9 protein-coding genes and 1 tRNA gene are annotated in these 17,740 nt (G+C 48.5%); 3 read left to right on the forward strand and 7 right to left on the reverse strand.

From position 1 onward, the window contains the following. Positions 1–281 (forward strand): transposase (locus MsAg5_RS01445; RefSeq protein WP_338098838.1); only part of this gene is annotated, 281 nt, incomplete at its 5' end. Positions 282–328: 47 nt separating this feature from the next. Here MsAg5_RS01445 and MsAg5_RS01450 read toward each other — a convergent pair. After that, complete coding sequence (locus tag MsAg5_RS01450) at positions 329–8,122, reverse strand: GLUG motif-containing protein (RefSeq protein WP_338098839.1); 7,794 nt, start codon at positions 8,120–8,122, stop codon at positions 329–331. An 875-nt stretch (positions 8,123–8,997) separates the two neighbouring features. Further along, on the reverse strand, positions 8,998–10,626 hold the full coding sequence (gene thsA, locus MsAg5_RS01455) for a thermosome subunit alpha (RefSeq protein WP_338098840.1): 1,629 nt from the start codon (positions 10,624–10,626) through the stop codon (positions 8,998–9,000). A gap of 396 nt (positions 10,627–11,022) precedes the next feature. Here thsA and MsAg5_RS01460 point away from each other — a divergent pair, with 396 nt between their 5' ends. Further along, positions 11,023–11,169, forward strand: a complete 147-nt coding sequence (locus tag MsAg5_RS01460; protein ID WP_338098841.1) for a hypothetical protein — start codon at positions 11,023–11,025, stop codon at positions 11,167–11,169. Here the strand turns inward: MsAg5_RS01460 and MsAg5_RS01465 are convergent, their stop codons facing one another. The 5 genes from MsAg5_RS01465 to MsAg5_RS01485 all read right to left on the reverse strand — a co-directional run bounded on the left by MsAg5_RS01465 (position 11,170) and on the right by MsAg5_RS01485 (position 16,842). Beyond that, a complete protein-coding gene (locus MsAg5_RS01465) occupies positions 11,170–12,243 on the reverse strand; it encodes a GTP-binding protein (protein WP_338098842.1) in 1,074 nt (357 codons plus the stop codon). Positions 12,244–12,314: 71 nt separating this feature from the next. Then, positions 12,315–12,977, reverse strand: coding sequence for a triose-phosphate isomerase (gene tpiA / locus MsAg5_RS01470; RefSeq protein ID WP_338098843.1), 663 nt, complete (start codon positions 12,975–12,977; stop codon positions 12,315–12,317). A 561-nt stretch (positions 12,978–13,538) separates the two neighbouring features. Continuing rightward, entirely contained in the window at positions 13,539–15,044 is a 1,506-nt protein-coding gene (pheS, locus tag MsAg5_RS01475) for a phenylalanine--tRNA ligase subunit alpha (protein ID WP_338098844.1), read from the reverse strand. Between the two features lie 189 nt (positions 15,045–15,233). After that, positions 15,234–16,565: a tryptophan--tRNA ligase gene (locus MsAg5_RS01480; protein ID WP_338098846.1), complete on the reverse strand. Its 1,332-nt coding sequence runs from the start codon at positions 16,563–16,565 to the stop codon at positions 15,234–15,236. Between the two features lie 202 nt (positions 16,566–16,767). Beyond that, positions 16,768–16,842 (reverse strand) — tRNA-Met (locus tag MsAg5_RS01485). 341 nt (positions 16,843–17,183) lie between these two features. Here MsAg5_RS01485 and MsAg5_RS01490 point away from each other — a divergent pair. After that, positions 17,184–17,648 carry a Zn-ribbon domain-containing protein gene (locus tag MsAg5_RS01490; protein WP_338098847.1) on the forward strand — a complete coding sequence of 155 codons (465 nt, stop codon included), beginning with the start codon at positions 17,184–17,186 and terminating at the stop codon, positions 17,646–17,648. Positions 17,649–17,740 lie beyond the last annotated feature (92 nt).

Raw genomic sequence — 17,740 nt, forward strand, 5'->3', positions numbered from 1 at the left:
ATAACTGGCACGGATATGATGGATTGGTTGATGTGGGATATGATAAACACTATCGTGTGGACCATGGCAAAGATGAATTTGTCAATGGAAAATCCCATATTAATGGGATTGAAGGATTCTGGGGTTTTTCTAAAACCAGAATGAGTAAGTACAGAGGGATTGATAAAAGGTATTTTAATCTTTACTTAAAAGAATGTGAATTTAGGTACAATTATAGGAATGAGAATTTATATCTGAAAATCCTGGAAATTATCAGAGAAAATCCTCTATTCTTATCATGACCCAAAGGAAAAAATGAAAACGAAGATTTGATCTTCGTCTTCAATTTTTAAATTTGCCAGGCCAGAATTGGGTATTCCGAATCTTTGATCGTCCACGGTTCACCGTTTTCGTCTTGATAAAATCCCCAGCCGATGGATCCATAGAAGGTTTTAGATTTTGCGTTCTCGTTGGTGATGGACTTACCATCCAATTTTCTTGCCTCTTTTTCATTAAAAGATGAATTGTCCAAACTATCCAACGCATAATTGCCGGAACCCAACGTCGAAAATGAAGACACTTCCGACACATTTCCGACAATCCGGTGGAAATCTCCGACAATACTGCCGGTATCTGAAATTATGGAATTCAATGCCGTGGAATTGCTGATGGTACTGTTGTTGCTCATTCCGACCAAGCCGCCGATGTTCGATTGACCGGAGACCGCACCGGAGGCGTAACAGTTGTCAACCGACGATTGGTTGGTCACGGTTCCGGCCGGATTGCTGCTTTTTTGCATACGGCCGACCAAACCGCCGACATCCGCGCTGCCGTTGACGCTTCCGGTTGAATAACAATCCGAAATCTTCGTTCCGTTCATGTCGCCGATCAAACCGCCGACTTCTGTTGTTCCATTGACGGCAGATGATGAATAGGAGCGGTTGACATTGATTGAACTTCCGTCTGTGGAGGCGGAACTGCCGACAAGACCGCCGACAAACATTGTTCCGTTAACAGTTCCTTTTTCCGAACTTGAATTCGTGATAGATCCATTCGTACCCAACACACCAACAAGACCGCCAACGAAGGAATAGCCGTTCACTGTGTTGTTGAAAGCGGTGACGCTGTTCAGCAATCCGTAATTGCTTCCGGCAAAACCGCCGACGTTCTGGAAAGTACCGGTGACCGTTGTGTTTTCGGACCGGCTGCCGGAAATGTTGCCGCCGTTTTTGCCGGTAAAGCCGCCGATATCTATAGATGTGCCGCCGGAATTGGAAACCGTCGCATTGCTGACGGAAGAGCCGGAAATGTTACCGGTATTGTCGTTGCAGCCGGCAAAGCCGCCGACAAGATCAACGCCGGAGACGGTGACACTCGGACCGGAGACGGAACAATCGGAAACGGTTCCGTAAACATAACCGGCAAAACCGCCGACACTGTATAATCCGATAACGGAAGAACCGTTGTAAAATGAATAGGAGATGGATGACAAACGGCCTTGTTCGCCGATCAAACCGCCGACATATCTGGCTTGCGGCGCATTGACAGTCACATTGGACGACGAATTTGTCACCGTGCTGTTGATGTCGGCCCGCCCGATGAGACCGCCGACGTTCAAGACATGGTCTTCGTTTAATGTCAGCGTGCCTTCAGTGGTACAATCATCGACAACACCGCCGCTGTAACCCAGCAAAACACCGATATTGGTCGATTTTTCCGCCGTCACGGTCGCGTTTGAGCTTGAATTTCTGACAGAGCCGAATTGACCGGAAATCGAATCGCGTCCCGAAAGACCGATGAGACCGCCGACATTTATGCTGTATCCATAATTGGCGTTGTTGACGCCGGTCACTTGATTGCTTGACCTGACATTCGAAACGGAACCGGAGTTGTTGCCGATGAAACCTCCAACGTTTTCTTCACCATAAACCTGGCCGGACGCATAAACGCTGTTCGGACCGGACGGATTTTCAAAGCCTGTGATGCTGACAATCTGGTTATGACCGATGAGACCGCCGACATCTTTCTTTCCGGCGACGTTTCCGGTGGCATACACTTTGTTGTCAGCCGTTCCGGAAATGGACGCCGGGGAAGTGGAATACTTCGTATTGTTGCCGATCAGACCGCCGACGCCGGATCCGGCGGGTGCGTTGACGTTTCCGGTGGCATATGAATTGTAAATGAAAGCGTTTTCATTCAAACCGATCAAGCCGCCAGTGTTGTTTTGATAAAAACCAGCTTTGTAAATTCCGGTAACGGTTCCGCTCGCCGAGGAAGATGAAATCTCGCCGCCATTGTTGTTTCCAATCAAACCGCCGACGTCCGAGGTTCCGTTAACGGCGCCGGACGCTTTGGAGAAAGAAACAGGCCGGGTGGTATACCCGATCAAACCGCCGACTCTCATCAAGCCATCAACATTGCCCACCGCAACGGAATTTGAAATCGATCCGTTACTGAAACTGTTGCCGACCAGACCGCCGGCTGATGCATTTGTACCGGTGACGTTGCCGAATGCTTTCGTATATGAAACTGTACCGTTCATTGTCCGGCCGATCAGGCCGCCGATGCTGTCATTACCTTTCACAGTTCCGTTTGCAAAAACGCTGTAATTGCCGCTGCCGTCAACAGAACCGGTAATATTTCCGGTGTTGTCGCCGACCAAGCCGCCGACAACGACGACTCCTGAGACATTGCCGCTTGCATAAACCCAATCGGAATCCGTCCCTGTAATCGTTCCGTCGACAGTGTTCCGGCCGATCAAACCGCCGACGGAATAATTGCCGAAAACGTCACCGGTTGCGTATGACGACGAGATTGAACCGTTGTTCAGGCCGATCAGACCACCGACGTCGTCTTCCGTTCCTGTGCCGACGGTGTTGATCGCACGGGAAAGAGAAACCGGACCGGTATTGTTGCCGATCAGGCCGCCGACCTGTCCACCACCGGAAACGATATTGCTTGAAGAAACCGTGGAAACGCTGCCTTCGTTACGACCGATCAGACCGCCGATTTGTTTGTTCGCCGTCAAATCGTTGAGTTTGTCATGTCCCGTCACAGTGCCGGTGGCGTAAATACTGTAAACGCCGCTGCTGACGGAACCGGTCACCGTACCGTTGTTTTTGTTGGAGCCGATCAAACCGCCGACTTCAGACTTACCGTCAACATTTCCGGTTGCATAAACCGGCTGAGCAGATGTTCCTGTAATCGGTGCAAAATTCGCGCCGATCAGACCGCCGGCTTTGCTTGCTTCCGGCGCGTTCACGGTGGATATTGAGGAAACGTTTGTCAAAACAAATGTTTTGTCGAACGGTTCGTTGGAACCGATCAAACCGCCAATGCTGTGGCCGCTTCCTGAAACTGTAACTGTGCCGGCTGTTTTGGATGAACTGACGCCGCCTTTATTCATACCGACGAGACCGCCGACATAAGAATCACCAGTGACCGTCACCACGCCTGTTGCGTCGCCGACGTAAGAGTCGGAAATGGTTGACATTTTGGAAGAGGTGAGATTTTCGCCGTTGTTCAGACCAACCAAGCCGCCGACTTGCAGATCTCCCACTATGGAAGAGCCGCCTTCGACAAATGAATTTGTAATCGACGCCGGTTTGCGTCCTGAAGAGGGTGTGGAATCGACGCCTGAAACATTGTTTCGGCCGACAAGACCGCCGATGTTGTCGCCGTTTGGTAAACTGATTGTTCCGTTAAACGAAGAGGCGTTGATGACGCCGCCGTCATTGGAACCGACAAGACCGCCGGCGTTTGACGGCTTAAGCGTGCCGGCTGTGTTTGACGTCAAAACCGCCGTGGACCGGGTGTTGTTTATCGTTCCGGCGTTGATGCCGGCAAGACCGCCAAACATGCCTTGACCCGTCACCGTTGCGGACGAATCGGAATCGGAAATGTTGCCGTTATTGTTTCCGACAAGGCCGCCCGTGCCGGTTGAATGGGTGCCGCCGTTTACCGGCGTGACGCCGGTCACATTGTTTCCGGCATGGAGCGTCGACAGATTTTTGCCGTTAAAACCAAACATTCCACCCGTGTTGATTGAACCTGAAACGTCGCCGTCAGCGTAAATGCTGTTCGTCGTGTCTGTGTTCACGAATCCGGTCCAATTCACATGGTTCAAACCAACGAGACCGCCGATTCCGCTGTTTCCGGTCACATCGCCGGTCGCATAAATTTTATTCGCGGCGGAACCGGTCATTGTTGAACTGCTTTCATAATGGCCGACCAGACCGCCGACGCTGTAATTTCCAACGACGTTGCCCGTGGCGTACGCAGACTCAACCGGACCGTTGCTGTATCCGAGAAGACCGCCAACCGCACTGCTTTTCGGAGCGCTGACATTGCTGTCTGAGGAAATATTAACATGTGTGACGGCAGCGGCGCTATTATAACCAATCAAACCGCCGATGCACATATCGCTGCCGGAAGTACCGTTTCCGATCACATCGCCGTCGGCATAAGCATTCGTAATTGTGCCATTCACTTCAAGGCCGACCAAACCGCCGACATTGTTATTTCCGGTTACTTTTCCGGACGCATGAGAGTACGAAATATTGCCGTCTTGACCATAGCCGACCAGACCGCCGACGTTTTTTGTTCCGTTCACTTGGCCGGATGCATAAACCTTGTTGCTGTCCGTTCCCACAATATGACAAGCATTGCCGTGACCAACCAAACCGCCGATGTTGGTGTTTCCGGCCACGTTGCCGGTGGCGTAAGCATCGGAAATATTGCCGTTTTGCTCAAAACCGACGAGGCCGCCGACAAAATCATTTCCGGTCACGGCTCCGGTGGCGTTTGCCCCCGAAATCCGGCCATTAAAATTCCAACCAATCAAACCGCCGACAGATTTCTGACCGCTGATCGCGCCCGTCGCGTTTGAAGATGAAATTTGACCGCCGGAACTATACCCGATCAAACCGCCAACGTCTTCTGTTCCGTTCACTTGGCCGGTTGCAAATGAACCGGATGTGCTGCCGGATAGGGAACAACCAATCAAACCGCCGACATATTTTGTTCCGTTGACGGTTCCGGTTGCGCTTGAAGATGAAACTGACCCCTTGTTGTTTCCGAGCAAACCGCCGACATAATCTGTTCCGTTGACATTGCCGGACGCGTTGCTTCCGGTAATGGAAACGGTTTTCGATCCATTGGAGAAATTGCCGATCAGACCGCCGGTTATGTTGTTTCCTTGAACGTTTCCTTCCGCCAGGGATGCGGAAACGTTGCTTCCCAAACAGAAACCGATCAGACCGCCGGTATTGTTGCCGCTTGCGGTGACCGTTCCGTTGGCTTTGGCGTTGGAAATGCTGCTGTTGTCATTGTAACCGATCAAACCGCCGACCTCGGTTTTACCGGTGACAGCACCCGCTGCATAAATCAAATGGGATGACGTGCCGTCCAAATCGGATTGGTTGTTCCGTCCGATGAGGCCGCCGACACCCGAACTGTTGTTGGCCTCAACCGTCATCGTTGAGGAAACGTTTGAAACGCGCCCGACGTTGTTGTGACCGATGGCGCCGCCGAATATCGACGAACTGACGCCGCTGTCTTTGATGGTGCCGCCGGTTGCAGAGGAATTGTTGACCGACGACGTACCGCCGTTATTGAGACCAATGAGACCGCCGACTATACCGTTTCCGGTGACGGTTCCGGATGTAAATTGAGAATCATCAACTGAATTTTCATTTCTGCCGACAAGACCGCCGACATTGGACATTCCGGCCAATGTGACGCCGGAAGAGCCGTATGTTGCTTTTGAAACCGGCATGACGTTGTATCCGATGACGCCGCCGACATTTTCGGCTGTGAGCGCGTTGACCGTTGCGGTTGACGTCACATTGGAAATGTTGGCGTTTGAATTCAGAGAGGCGTTGATTTGGGTCAAGCCGATGAGACCGCCGACGCTTCCGGCGCCGGTTCCGGTCACAGTCACGGTTCCGCCGGATTTTGAATCGGAAACACTGCCGTAATCGTATCCAATCAAACCGCCGATGTTGAAGCCATTGTTTTCAGAAACGGTCACGGTTCCGGAAGATTCCGCGCCGGATATGTCTTTGAGGTTAAAGCCGATCAAACCGCCGACGTTGACTTTTCCGGTCACGCTGCCGGTTGCAACGGCGCCGGTGACGGAAGATCCGTTGTTGACGCCGATCAGGCCGCCGATGTTGTCTCCTTTCGGCGCGCTGACCGCTGCGCTTGAGGAAACGTCGGACATTTGGGCGTTTTGATGGTTCATGCCGATCAAACCGCCGACGCCTCTTGAATATGTTATGCCGGTCATGGCGTTATATTCAACCGGACTGGAAACCGTGCCGGAAGAGGTTGAGTTTGAAATGCTGCCGTCGTTAATGCCGATCAAACCGCCGACGGTTTCATTGCCGCTGACCGTTGTGCCGTTGTACAAAACATAATCCAGCGTTCCGTTGTTAAAGCCGGCGAAACCGCCGACCGCGTTGGACCCGGTGACATTTTTATTGATAAAAATCTCATTTCCAAGCGTTCCGCTGACGGTTCCGAGATTCTGTCCGATAAGGCCGCCGACATACGTGCTTTTGGGCGCCAAAACGTCGTTGGATATCGAAACATTGTCAAGCGTACCGTGAATGTCGTTCGTTCCGGCAAAACCGCCGATGTAAGACGAGCCGTCCGACGGCTGAAGCGTCGCGTTGGCGGAAGCATAGGAAATTGAGCCGTTGTTTAGGCCGACAAAGCCGCCGATGCTGTTGTTTCCGGAAACGTTTGCCATCGTTTTAATCAAATTTGTGCCATCGCTACCGCTCACGGTGCCTTCATTCCGGCCGACCAAACCGCCGACCGCCGTGTTGCCGTCAACTTGTCCGCCCACGGTTTGAATCGGCGTGATGGTTCCGAGCGTAATGGAACCGGAACTGAATCCGGCCAGTCCGCCCACGTTGTTGCTGTTGGACGCATGGACGGTGTTGTAAGAATAAGACGACGTGATGACGCCGGCGTCGCCGTTTTTGCCGACCAGGCCGCCGATGTTTTCATTGCCGTTTCCGGTACTGATCACGGTCCGGAGGCTGGTGAAACCGGAATTTGAAATGGTTCCGCCGTTGTTGCCGACCAAACCGCCGATGTTGTCGCCGGAACCGGTAACCGTTCCGCCGATTGTGACTGCGTGGTCAATGTTGCCGTGATTGTCGCCGACCAAGCTGCCCACATTGCCTTTTCCGGCAATCTGAAGTGAGCCGTCGAATTTCAAATTAATATTTTTGATTTCGGAACCTTGCGCTGTGACGCCGAAAATACCGATGTTGTCCGCGGTGGGTTCATCGATGTAGAATTTGGTGAGGTTACGGTTGTCGGCGTCAAACGTTCCGTTAAAAGCGTCGCCGGTTGCGTCTGTTCCGATCGGGTTCCAGCCGGTGTTGTCGCTGCCGGCGCGTTCGTGAACGTTAACGCTCGCCAATCTGTTCCAGTCGGCCGGATATTCCAAATCTCCCGGTGTGTTCAACTGATAATATTGACCGGAACCGGATGTATTATTATAATATCTGAGGGCGTCGAATTGAACGATGTTGACCATCGTAAACGGTGTGGCTGAGCTGCCGTCTCCGGTTTCAAACGGATAGTTGACTTGTCCGGGGGTTCCTGTGCCGCCGTCGGAGATAATATATGTGTAAGATTGACCGCTGCCGGGGTTGTCCAATTTCAAGGGAGCGCCGCTCAAAGAAACGAGATACATGTTGGCGCCGGATGATGCGTATTGATAAGTTTCAACACTTGAAACAGTTCCGGTTCCGTTGTTCAACGGATCGTTGATATTTGTAAACTTGACCGTATTGATGTCGGACGGATTTGAAAGAGCGGCGTCCGCCGTCATCAAAACGCGGAGCGTATCGGTTGTAGAATTATAATCGTAAAGTTCGGCCGTAAAATTGATTTCGGACGTCGGACCGGGGGGCGTCGGCGGATTGACCGGCGTTCCGTTGCCGCCGGGACTGACCGGAATACCGCCTTGTCCTTTATGAACATCAAGACCGGTGCCTGTTCCGGTGCTTGAGACCGAACAAGAATAGCAAGCGCAATCGTCTCTTTGAGATTTTTCACTCAAACACGTTGTGAAAAGGAGAATCAGCAATATCAGCAAAAGAATCAAAATTGCCGTTCTCAAATGAAATTTCTTTTTTGAATACATATAAGATTACTCAACCACTCATTTTTCCGTAGTCGTTTTTAGTCGTAATGACAATCATCTTCAATAAAAACAATAATTAATTTATAAAATATCCTTAATGAGAATTAATTTCATTATATAGGTGAACGAATTATATAAAGATATGTTAATAATAAAATCATAAATTTATAGAATTGTTGAAAATATATTAATTGCCAAATAAATTGTGATTTTATATTAGACAGATCATAATAAAATCAATAAAACGACATCTGGCGACAACGCGTTTTTTAAACAACCCCATAAACATTATATTTTGAATATAATCATCTATTTCTCGAATATATATTGAGGAAGATACTTAAATCGGAAAGTTTCCGAAATGGAAATAGGTATCCATTTAGATACCTATATGTTTATATGAAAAACAAAAAGAGAGAAAATTTAGAAAGTGGATGTGGAAAATAAAAACAGATCTCCTTTTTTGAAGATTCCGGAAAAATGGGCGCCGTAACGCGCGTGTGGCGGCGCAAATCTAAAATAAAACGGAACCGGAACTAAAACAAACAGAATAATATCAAAAACAGCAAAACAAAAATAACAACTCAAACGTAACAAACTCAAACGTAACAACTCAAAAATAACAACTCAAAAATAACAACTCAAACGTAACAACTCAAACGTAACAACTCAAAAATAACAACTCAAAATAACAACTCAAAATAACAACTCAAAATAACAACTCAAAATAACAACTCAAAATAACAACTCAAAATAACAACTCAAAATAACAACTCAAACGTAAAACCAAAAAAAAGGCGGCTCTTTGGAAGAGCCGCCTTTGGTTTCGTTCAACAATCTTATTTTTCAAATTACATGTCCATGCCCATGCCGCCCATGTCCGGCATGCCGCCGCCCGGTGCGCCCTGGGATTTGGTGGTGGCGATCACGTCGTCGATTCTGAGAATCATAACGGCGGATTCGGTGGCTGCGTTGATGACTTGGGTTTTGACGCGGAGCGGTTCGACGACGACTTCTTTCCACATGTCGACGACTTCGCCTTTGAACACGTCGAGACCGGCTGTTTTCATGCCTTTCTCGTGTGCGGAGCGCAGTGCCATGAGCATGTCGATCGGGTCGAGACCGGCGTTTTCGGCCAAGGTCTTCGGGATGACTTCAAAGGCTTCGGCATAAGCGCGAACGGCGAGCTGCTCGCGGCCTTCGAGGGTGGAGGCGTATTCGTTCAACCGGAGGGAAATTTCGACTTCCGGAGATCCGCCGCCGGCCACCAATTTTTGGTCTTCGAGCGCCACGCCGACAACACGGAGGGAGTCTTCAAGGGCGGTTTCAACGCTGTCAATCACGTGGTCGGTTCCGCCGCGCAGCAGGATGGACACGGATTTCGGGTTGTTGCAGCCGGTCACAAAGACCATCGGGTCGCCGGAGATTTTCTTTTCTTCCACAACGGCGGCGTATCCCAAATCGTCTTTGGTGATTTCGTCGAAGTTGGAGATGAGGTTGCCGCCGGTGGCGCGGGAGAGTTTTTCCATATCGCTTTTCTTAACGCGGCGGACAACGAAGAGTCCGAGTTTGGTCAAGAAGTGCTGGGCCATGTCGTCGACGCCTTTCTGGCAGAAAACGACGTTTGCGCCGCTTTTCGCGACTTTGTCGACCAAATCTTTGATCATCTTTTCTTCTTGGTCGAGGAAAAGCTGGAGCTGGTCCGGAGAGGTAATGGAGATTTCGGCGTCGACTTCGGTGTCTTTGAGTTCGATCGCTTCGTTGAGGAGCAAGATCTTGGCTTCTTTGACGACTTCCGGCATGTTGGTGTGGACGCGTTCTTTGTCAATGATCATACCGTTGATGAGTTCGGAGTCTTCGACGCGGCCGCCGACTTTTTTGACCACGTTGATTTGTTCGCGGTCGACGACTTTTTTGCCGCCGATTTCATCGACGACGCTGGTGACGGCTTTCACGGAGATTTCGGCGAGGAGCGCTTTAGCGGCTTCGGCGCCTTTTCCGGTGATTGCGGTGGACGCAATGCTGGTCAAGAGTTTTTCGTCGTTGGTTTTGACGTCTTTGGCGAGGCCGTTGACGACTTCGATCGCTTTGTTGGCCGCCATCCGGTAACCGGATGCGATCACGGTCGGGTGGATGTCCATTTCGATGAGGTCTTCGGCTTTCTTTAAGAGTTCGCCGGCCACAACGGCCGCGCTGGTGGTTCCGTCGCCGACTTCTTCGTCTTGTGTTTTGGACACTTCGACGATCATTTTGGCGGCCGGGTGTTCGATGTCCATTTCTTTTAAGATGGTGGCACCGTCGTTGGTGATGGTGACGTCGCCCATGGAATCGACGAGCATTTTGTCCATGCCTTTGGGACCGAGGGTTGTTCTGACGGCTTCCGCCACGGCTTTAGCGGCCATAATGTTGTTGCTTTGCGCATCGCGTCCGCGGGTGCGTTTGCTGCCTTCTTTTAAGATAAAAATGGGTTGTCCTGACATTTTATGTCTCCTGATGATTGTAAAAAATGATTTAATCGAATAATATGTGAAAAATCGAATCGTTCTGAATTGCTGTTTACATTTCCCGAAACAGGAACTTCTTTCCCGGGTTTGCCGTGCAGACCGCATCCAAGTTCCGTTTCATTTCCTTCGCCCGACCGGCGTCTAAAACCGGGGATTCATGCCGGTTTATTCTGGATCGCGTGTTCGGGACAATTCAGAAAATAACAGCTTTCATATGTCAGATATTCTATATATAAGTTGCGAATGGGAAACCGATTTTGTTGCCAACCGACAATGAAAATTGAAAAGCGGATACACTTAAATTAAAGAAACATAAACTATAAATTTTTGAAAATTGTGTTAAATACTAAAGTTTGAAAAGAGGTAACAGCCGTGGTTATGGAAATTGCTGAGGAAGAAGAAACAAAAAAATTAAAAGAAAAATTAGACTTGGCGGAAAAATCTAGATTGATCGGAGATAGAACATATACAATCGAAGAATCAAGAAAACTTCTCGAAAAAATATATGATTCTATTTAATTACAATTCAATCAAATTCTTTTTTCCGTCCGCACTCTTTCTTTTCTCAAACTCAAAGCCTTTCGCTTTCAAAAAGACGCTGATGGACTGGTCAATAATCACCGTCAGCCTGTCCTTGGGAATGTTGGTGACCGCTGACAAAAACCGGAGTTCGTATTTTCCGTTGTTGTCTTCCGGCTCCTGCGCAATGTATTCCGCTTCGATTTGCCGGTCGTCGGACGCGGAAACCTGGCTCACTTTCACCAACGTGTCGCCGACTTTGACGGCCATTTTGACGTGGCCGACGAAATAGTAATTGATTTTGGATAAATCCATGCCGGCTGCGGAGATAATATTTTCAAGCAGTTTTCCGGCGCTTTCCTTGGACAGGTCTTTGCCTGAAAGGTCGTAAAGACCGGAGTACGTCGTCACGTTTGAAATTTCAATCGAGTTGAGCGTCGTTTCGCTTTTCTCATAATCGGACGCGCACTTTTCGTTTTCCGCGCTCATGAGCAGGTCGTAAAGCCGGGAAACGGAACTTTCATCTGTTGCCGCCGACATGTGAATTTGAAGCGCGTTCGGATTGATTTCCGTTAAAAAAGATTCGACGTCGGCGATTTTGGCGGCGTCGGCCAAATCGACTTTGTTGAGTCCGATGATTTCGGCTTCGATCAGCTGCTGCGTGATGAATTTCGGAATCTGGGACATTTCGGTGGAAAAACGGGACGTGTCCACCAAAGCCGTAATTGGGGAAAACGTCATCATGACGTTGAGTTCGCAGAGTTCGTCGCGAATCTGCTGCGGAAAAGACAGACCGGTCGGCTCGAGAATGAGAACGTCGGGATTGTAGACGTCCGCCAGCTCCGAAATAGTAACACCGAGACTAAGTTTCAAAGAACAGCAAATGCATCCGTTTGTGATTTGTTTGGACGGAATGCCGGCGATGTCCAAGGTTTCGCCGTCGATGCCGATTTCGCCGACTTCGTTGACGATAATCGCCACTTTTTTGCCGGCATCGGTGAGCATTTTAGCGATTTTTAAAACCGACGTTGTCTTTCCGCTGCCCAAAAATCCGCTGATAATCATAACCCGCATGTGAAATTCTCCAACTCAATTTAACGAATGTTTGCAATTCTCAAAACATGATCAGAATGCAGAATAATTTTTTAAATCAACGACACTAAGTCTTCAAGCGCTGCTTTCGGATCCTTCGCTTTGATAATGCCGGACGCGAGCAAAACGCCGCCGGCGCCGAGTTCAATCGCCGCTTTCAAGTCTTCGCCTTTGGAAATGCCGGCGCCGCAAAGCACGACAACCTTTTTGTCGATTTTTCGGGCGGCTTCAACCGAATCCGTAATAATGCCGGGATTGGCTTTGGAAACCGGAACGCCGGTGCCGATGAGTTCGGGCGGTTCGATTGCGACGTAGTCCGGCGAAAGCGCGGACGCCGCCGCCGTTGTGGCGACGTTGTTCGTACAAATAACGCTTCTCATTCTGTTTTCTTTGAGCGACAAAAGCGAGCGTTCGATGTCAGCCAACGTCATCCGTTTTTCGGAGTGGTTAATCAAACTCCCGGAAGCGCCGGCTTCCCGGATGCAGCGGGAATAAATTTGTCCGGTGTTGCTGCCGGAACCGATGCCGTCGACGTGCTGCGCAAAAACCGGAATGTCCACGGCGGATGAAATGCGGAAAAGATCGGGAAACTGGGGCGCAACAGCGATTTCAATGCCGGAGCTTTCGGAAACGTCCCGGCACGCGCGGGCGATGTCAACGGATTTGGCGCCCGTTCCTTCGTCAAAAGTCTTGTAATTGAGCAAAATAAAAACCATGTGTTCACCTGATAATTTGATTAAACGGAATGAATGGAATGATGAATATAAAGGATAAATGCAACGATGGATATAAAATGTATCATAGAAAGGGAATCGTTTTCTGAATTAGAAAAGATGAAATAATGGCATTATTTCAAAATCAAGCAAACAACCCCGCAAAATCAGACGCTTTGCGTCTGTATTTTGCGGAATCCGATCAGTAAGATACATTCCAATTTTACAGTACTGAGTTGCACCTTACAGTTAACTGTTTTTAAATTTCAGATTGCACCTTCTGTTTCCAACAATACAGTCCTTTCTTGTTTCCGTTTTGCACCTGCAGTTGCTATTTCCCAATTCCATTTCATCGGATTCCGAGAAAATCAAACGCAAAGCGTTTGATTTTTCGGGATGGTTTGCTTGAAATTAGAAAATAAACTTCGGGACAGTTTTGTTGAAAGCGAAAATAAAATGACCCATCGGTTTTTGAAAAACGAAAAGAAAAAGTGTCGCCATAACGCGCGCGCAGGCCGCTCGCCAAAAACAAAAAAGAGAAAAAAAGAAAATGAAAGAAACGGATTAAAGTCCGTTTCCGACTTCGCTTTTCCGGAGCCAATCGATATCGGATTGGTACAATTCGCGAAGGTCTTTGAGTCCGAGTTTCAGCATCGCGACGCGGCTGACGCCAAGGCCCCAGGCCAAAACCGGCTGAGTGATGCCGAACGGTTCCGTGACTTCTTTTCTGAAAACACCGGCGCCGCCGAGTTCAACCCAGCCCATGCCCTCAATATACACTTCCGGCTCGACGCTCGGTTCCGTGTACGGGAAATAGCCGGGGCGGAAGCGGACTTCGGAGAAGCCCATGCGGTGGTAGAATTCTTTTAAACAGCCGAGGAGGTTGGAAAAACTCATGCCTTCATCCATGATGATGCCTTCCAATTGTTCAAATTCCGGCGTGTGCGTCGGGTCGATGGTTTCACGGCGGTAGGCGCGGTCGATCGAGAAAACCTTTATGGGGCCTTTCGGATTGTCGGCCAAATATTTGATGGTGACAGATGTTGTGTGCGTTCGAAGCACGTTCTTTTCAGAAATATCGGCGCTCCACTTGCCGCCCCAGCCGGTTGAGCCGGTGTTGCCGCCGGTTTCGTGGCAGGCGCGGACTTTGTCCACGAATTCTTCCGGAACAGGCGTGCGGTCGCCGAGGTGGAAGGTGTCCTGCATTTCCCGTGCCGGGTGGTCCTGCGGCTGGAAAAGGGCGTCAAAGTTCCAAAAAGAGGATTGGACGATGTTGCCTTTGATTTCCGTGAAACCCATTTCTAAGAAAATTTGACGCATCTCGTCAATCATGCGCTGGTACGGGTGAATTTTAGCGCCGTAAAGCGGTTTCACCGGTTTTTGAACTTTGTAGGGACGGTAGGTTTTGCCTTCCCAGTCGCCGCTTTTGAGCAGTTCGGGCGTGATTTGCGCGATTTCTTCCGTGATGAAAATACCTTCGGCCGCCAAGGCTTTGCCGTCTTTCGTAATCACGATTTTGCGGGTGGTATATTCGTCTTTTTCAAGCAGTTTGCGCTTGAGAAGGTCTTGGACGGTCGCTTTGGACGCAACTTCTTCCGGCAGTTCAAAAACCGGATCGAACGTGTCGTTTTCCAGAGAATTTTCATAAAGACCGCCGAGGACTTTTTCGTCTTCACCTTTCGACGCATCGCCGAGCGGAATCAAAATGCCGTCATCGATTTTCGCCCATTTCTTTTTAATGAGCCAACCGGTCGCAATGCCGACCAATTGCGGAGAAAAAAGCTCTCTTAAATTTTCAAGCGGCGTCGGACCGTCGATGCTGTCCATGATTTGCCGCTCCGGAAGTCCGGCTTCAGCGTATTGTTTTCCTTCGCAGGAAAGTCCGTAGAGCTCAAAAGAAGATTCAATGACTTGACAGAGTCCCTTTTCTTCCAAAAGGAAAGCCGCCTGCATGGAGGCGTCCGCGTTCAAGTCGGAAATTTCGACCACGTCTTTGAGTTCGGCCGTGTCCAGTTCGTTGAGAGCCAAAAGAACCTTTTTTTCATTATTGGTTAAATCGTAATTTGCCATACGTATCAAATCTTGATGCTTGAAGATGATATTGAAAATTTATGAATTGAATGAATATTAAATTTTGAATTGAAATTGAAGTTGAAGTGAATTGAAATTGAATGAGATAAATTCATAAATGAACTTATAAACCTCATTTTGCTAAATAAATTATCGTATCTAAACGAGACGAAACGAAACCAACCGAGATTAATAATTGATTCCGAATTCGCACAATCGTTCCCGCGCGATTTTCCGTTTCTCTTGGTGGTCCGTCAAAAACGCTTCAATCTTGTCAGCCGCTTTTTTCTTGCATTCGCCGCACAAAATTTTGCCGCTCTGACAATCGTTTTGGATTTGACAAAGTTCGTCGTCGTCGTCAATCAGATGGAAAACGAAGAGTTCAAAAACGGAACATTTATCCGGCTCCCCGCCGAGTTCCTTTTGTTCTTCAACGGTTGTCCGGCCGCCGGTCTTTGATTTCATGACTTTCTTAGCCGCCGCTTTCGGGTCTTCCGTGAGTGCAATGTTGCTTTCCGGAATGCTGCTCGACATTTTGCCGCCGGTGAGCCCGCTCATGAACCGGTGGTACGTCGACGCCGGCGCAATGAACGCATAGCCGCCGAGTTCCAATTCAATTTCCTGAACGACCGCTCGAAGCGTTTCTTCGTTGCCGGCGCTCATGTCGCTGAAAATATCCATGTGTTCCTTAGACACTTTCGTTTTGACGTTCGGAATTTCGGATTTCAGACGTTTGTCCATGAGTTCAAAAGCGTTTTCCGGCGCGTCTTTGCCGCGAACGCTCCAATACGGTTTGTTGTCCTTGTCCGTCCGCTTTTCAATCAAAAACATGTTCATTTTGGACGCAACCCCGCGTGTGAGACGGATGTGCGGATCTTGGTCGGCGCCGACCGGTACGACAACCGGAATCGGACCCTCAAATTCCAAAAGCTGGGAATGTAAAATGTCAGCGCCTTGTGTGACCGTGCTGACCATATGCGATAATTTTGTTTCCCCGGAAAAACCGTAGATTGCCGACAGTTCCGATGAATTGACGTGAATGCCGAGCTCAAAAGCCAAATCCTTAACGGCTTCACATTCCGATTGGAAATACAGGCGCGCGTTTTCCGGTTCCAGACCCAAGGCAATCAAACTGATCAAATATTCTTCCACGCCGATGCGTTTGCATTCTTCCCAGGAAAGATTGCGCACCGAATGCGCTTCCCGGTCGGCGATGCCGACGACGGCTTTGGCGCCGTTTTGCTGGTACCAAACAATTTGATCCATCACCATTTTGTGGCCGAAATGCGCTTTTCCGGTCGGCATGAACCCGTCAAGGACGACGTATGGCTTTTTGTCATTTAAAGCAGAAACGATGGACTCGAAATCCCGGTGCCCGAAGATAACGCCCCGTCTCATGAACTTGTGCGGGTTTTTGATTTGAGGCAGCACGTCCGCAAACGGCGAAATGCCGAATTCGTCAAAAAGTTTTGAATAGTCCAGGTTTTCGGAAGACTTCCACGGGTCTAATTTTTGAGCCATAAAATATCACTAAAGAATCGATTTTGTCATCCTTTAATTCGCTCATCTTATTTATTTTGTTGCAAAACAAAAAAACAGTCCCCGTTTTTGATGATTCGAGAAAAGTGATTGCCATAACGCGCGCGTGAGCCGACGCAATCAAAAATGAAAAACAAAAGTGAAAAGAAAGAGAGAACAGAAAAACAAAAGAAAAAACAAAAAATAGCGAGGGATGGATTCGAACCATCGGTCTACGGGTTATGAGCCCGTCGGGATCTCCTGGCTACCCTACCTCGCTTCGCCAAAATAATGTAAAAAAGCAATGCAATGACTCAAATTATTTGATTCCTTGCTTAAATTGCAATCCTAGAACTAATTGATTTTATAAATACTTATGGATTGGAGAAAATCTGTTTTTGACAAAAAGAGGAATCAATCAAAGCCAAATTAAAAAAAGAAAAATAAAAACAGAAAAAATAAAATGAACACGATAAAAAGGAAAATAATAAATCTATAAATACCGTAAGGCTGTAATGAAGATAATTTCATTTATTTTATATCAATATATGATTTAATTCATTATTCATTCAATTCCGATTCATTTATTCAATTCATGAATTCTTTTTACGGTGAAATCCGATGCCACACAGATGTACGAAATGCGGTGCCATTTTTGGCGACGGCGACCCGGTTATTTTGACCGGCTGCCCAACCTGCAAATGGAACAAATTCCTTTATGTTCGAGAAGAAACGGTGAGTGCAGCAGCTGCAAATATCAGCGCAGAGGCGTCTTCGGACACCGGCCTTCATGAAATCGACAAAACGAACTGGCCGGACCAAAAAGAAAAATCCGGGTCCATCAACAAAGTTCTCGAAAACATCGACAGCGTGCTGGATTCCGAAGAAATGACAAAGCAAGAACCGGAACCGGACCGTGTCGATTCCATCCGGATTTTGGACACCGGATCTTACGAACTCAACCTCGGCTCCATCATGGACAACGAGGAAATCGTCGTCGGCATCAAAGAAGAAGGGCAATACGCCATCGATTTGCCGGTGATTTTGCAGCAATCCGCTAAAAAAGGAAAATCGAAGAAAAAGTAAATCAATTGATTTTTTTTCTTTTTTCACTTTCTTCTTTTCGTTATTTACTTTTTTGTTTTTTCTATTTTTTGAACGCCGGCGCCGCGCGCGTT

This window comes from Methanolapillus africanus (assembly GCF_032714475.1).
Taxonomy (GTDB): Archaea; Halobacteriota; Methanosarcinia; order Methanosarcinales; family Methanosarcinaceae; genus Methanolapillus; species Methanolapillus africanus.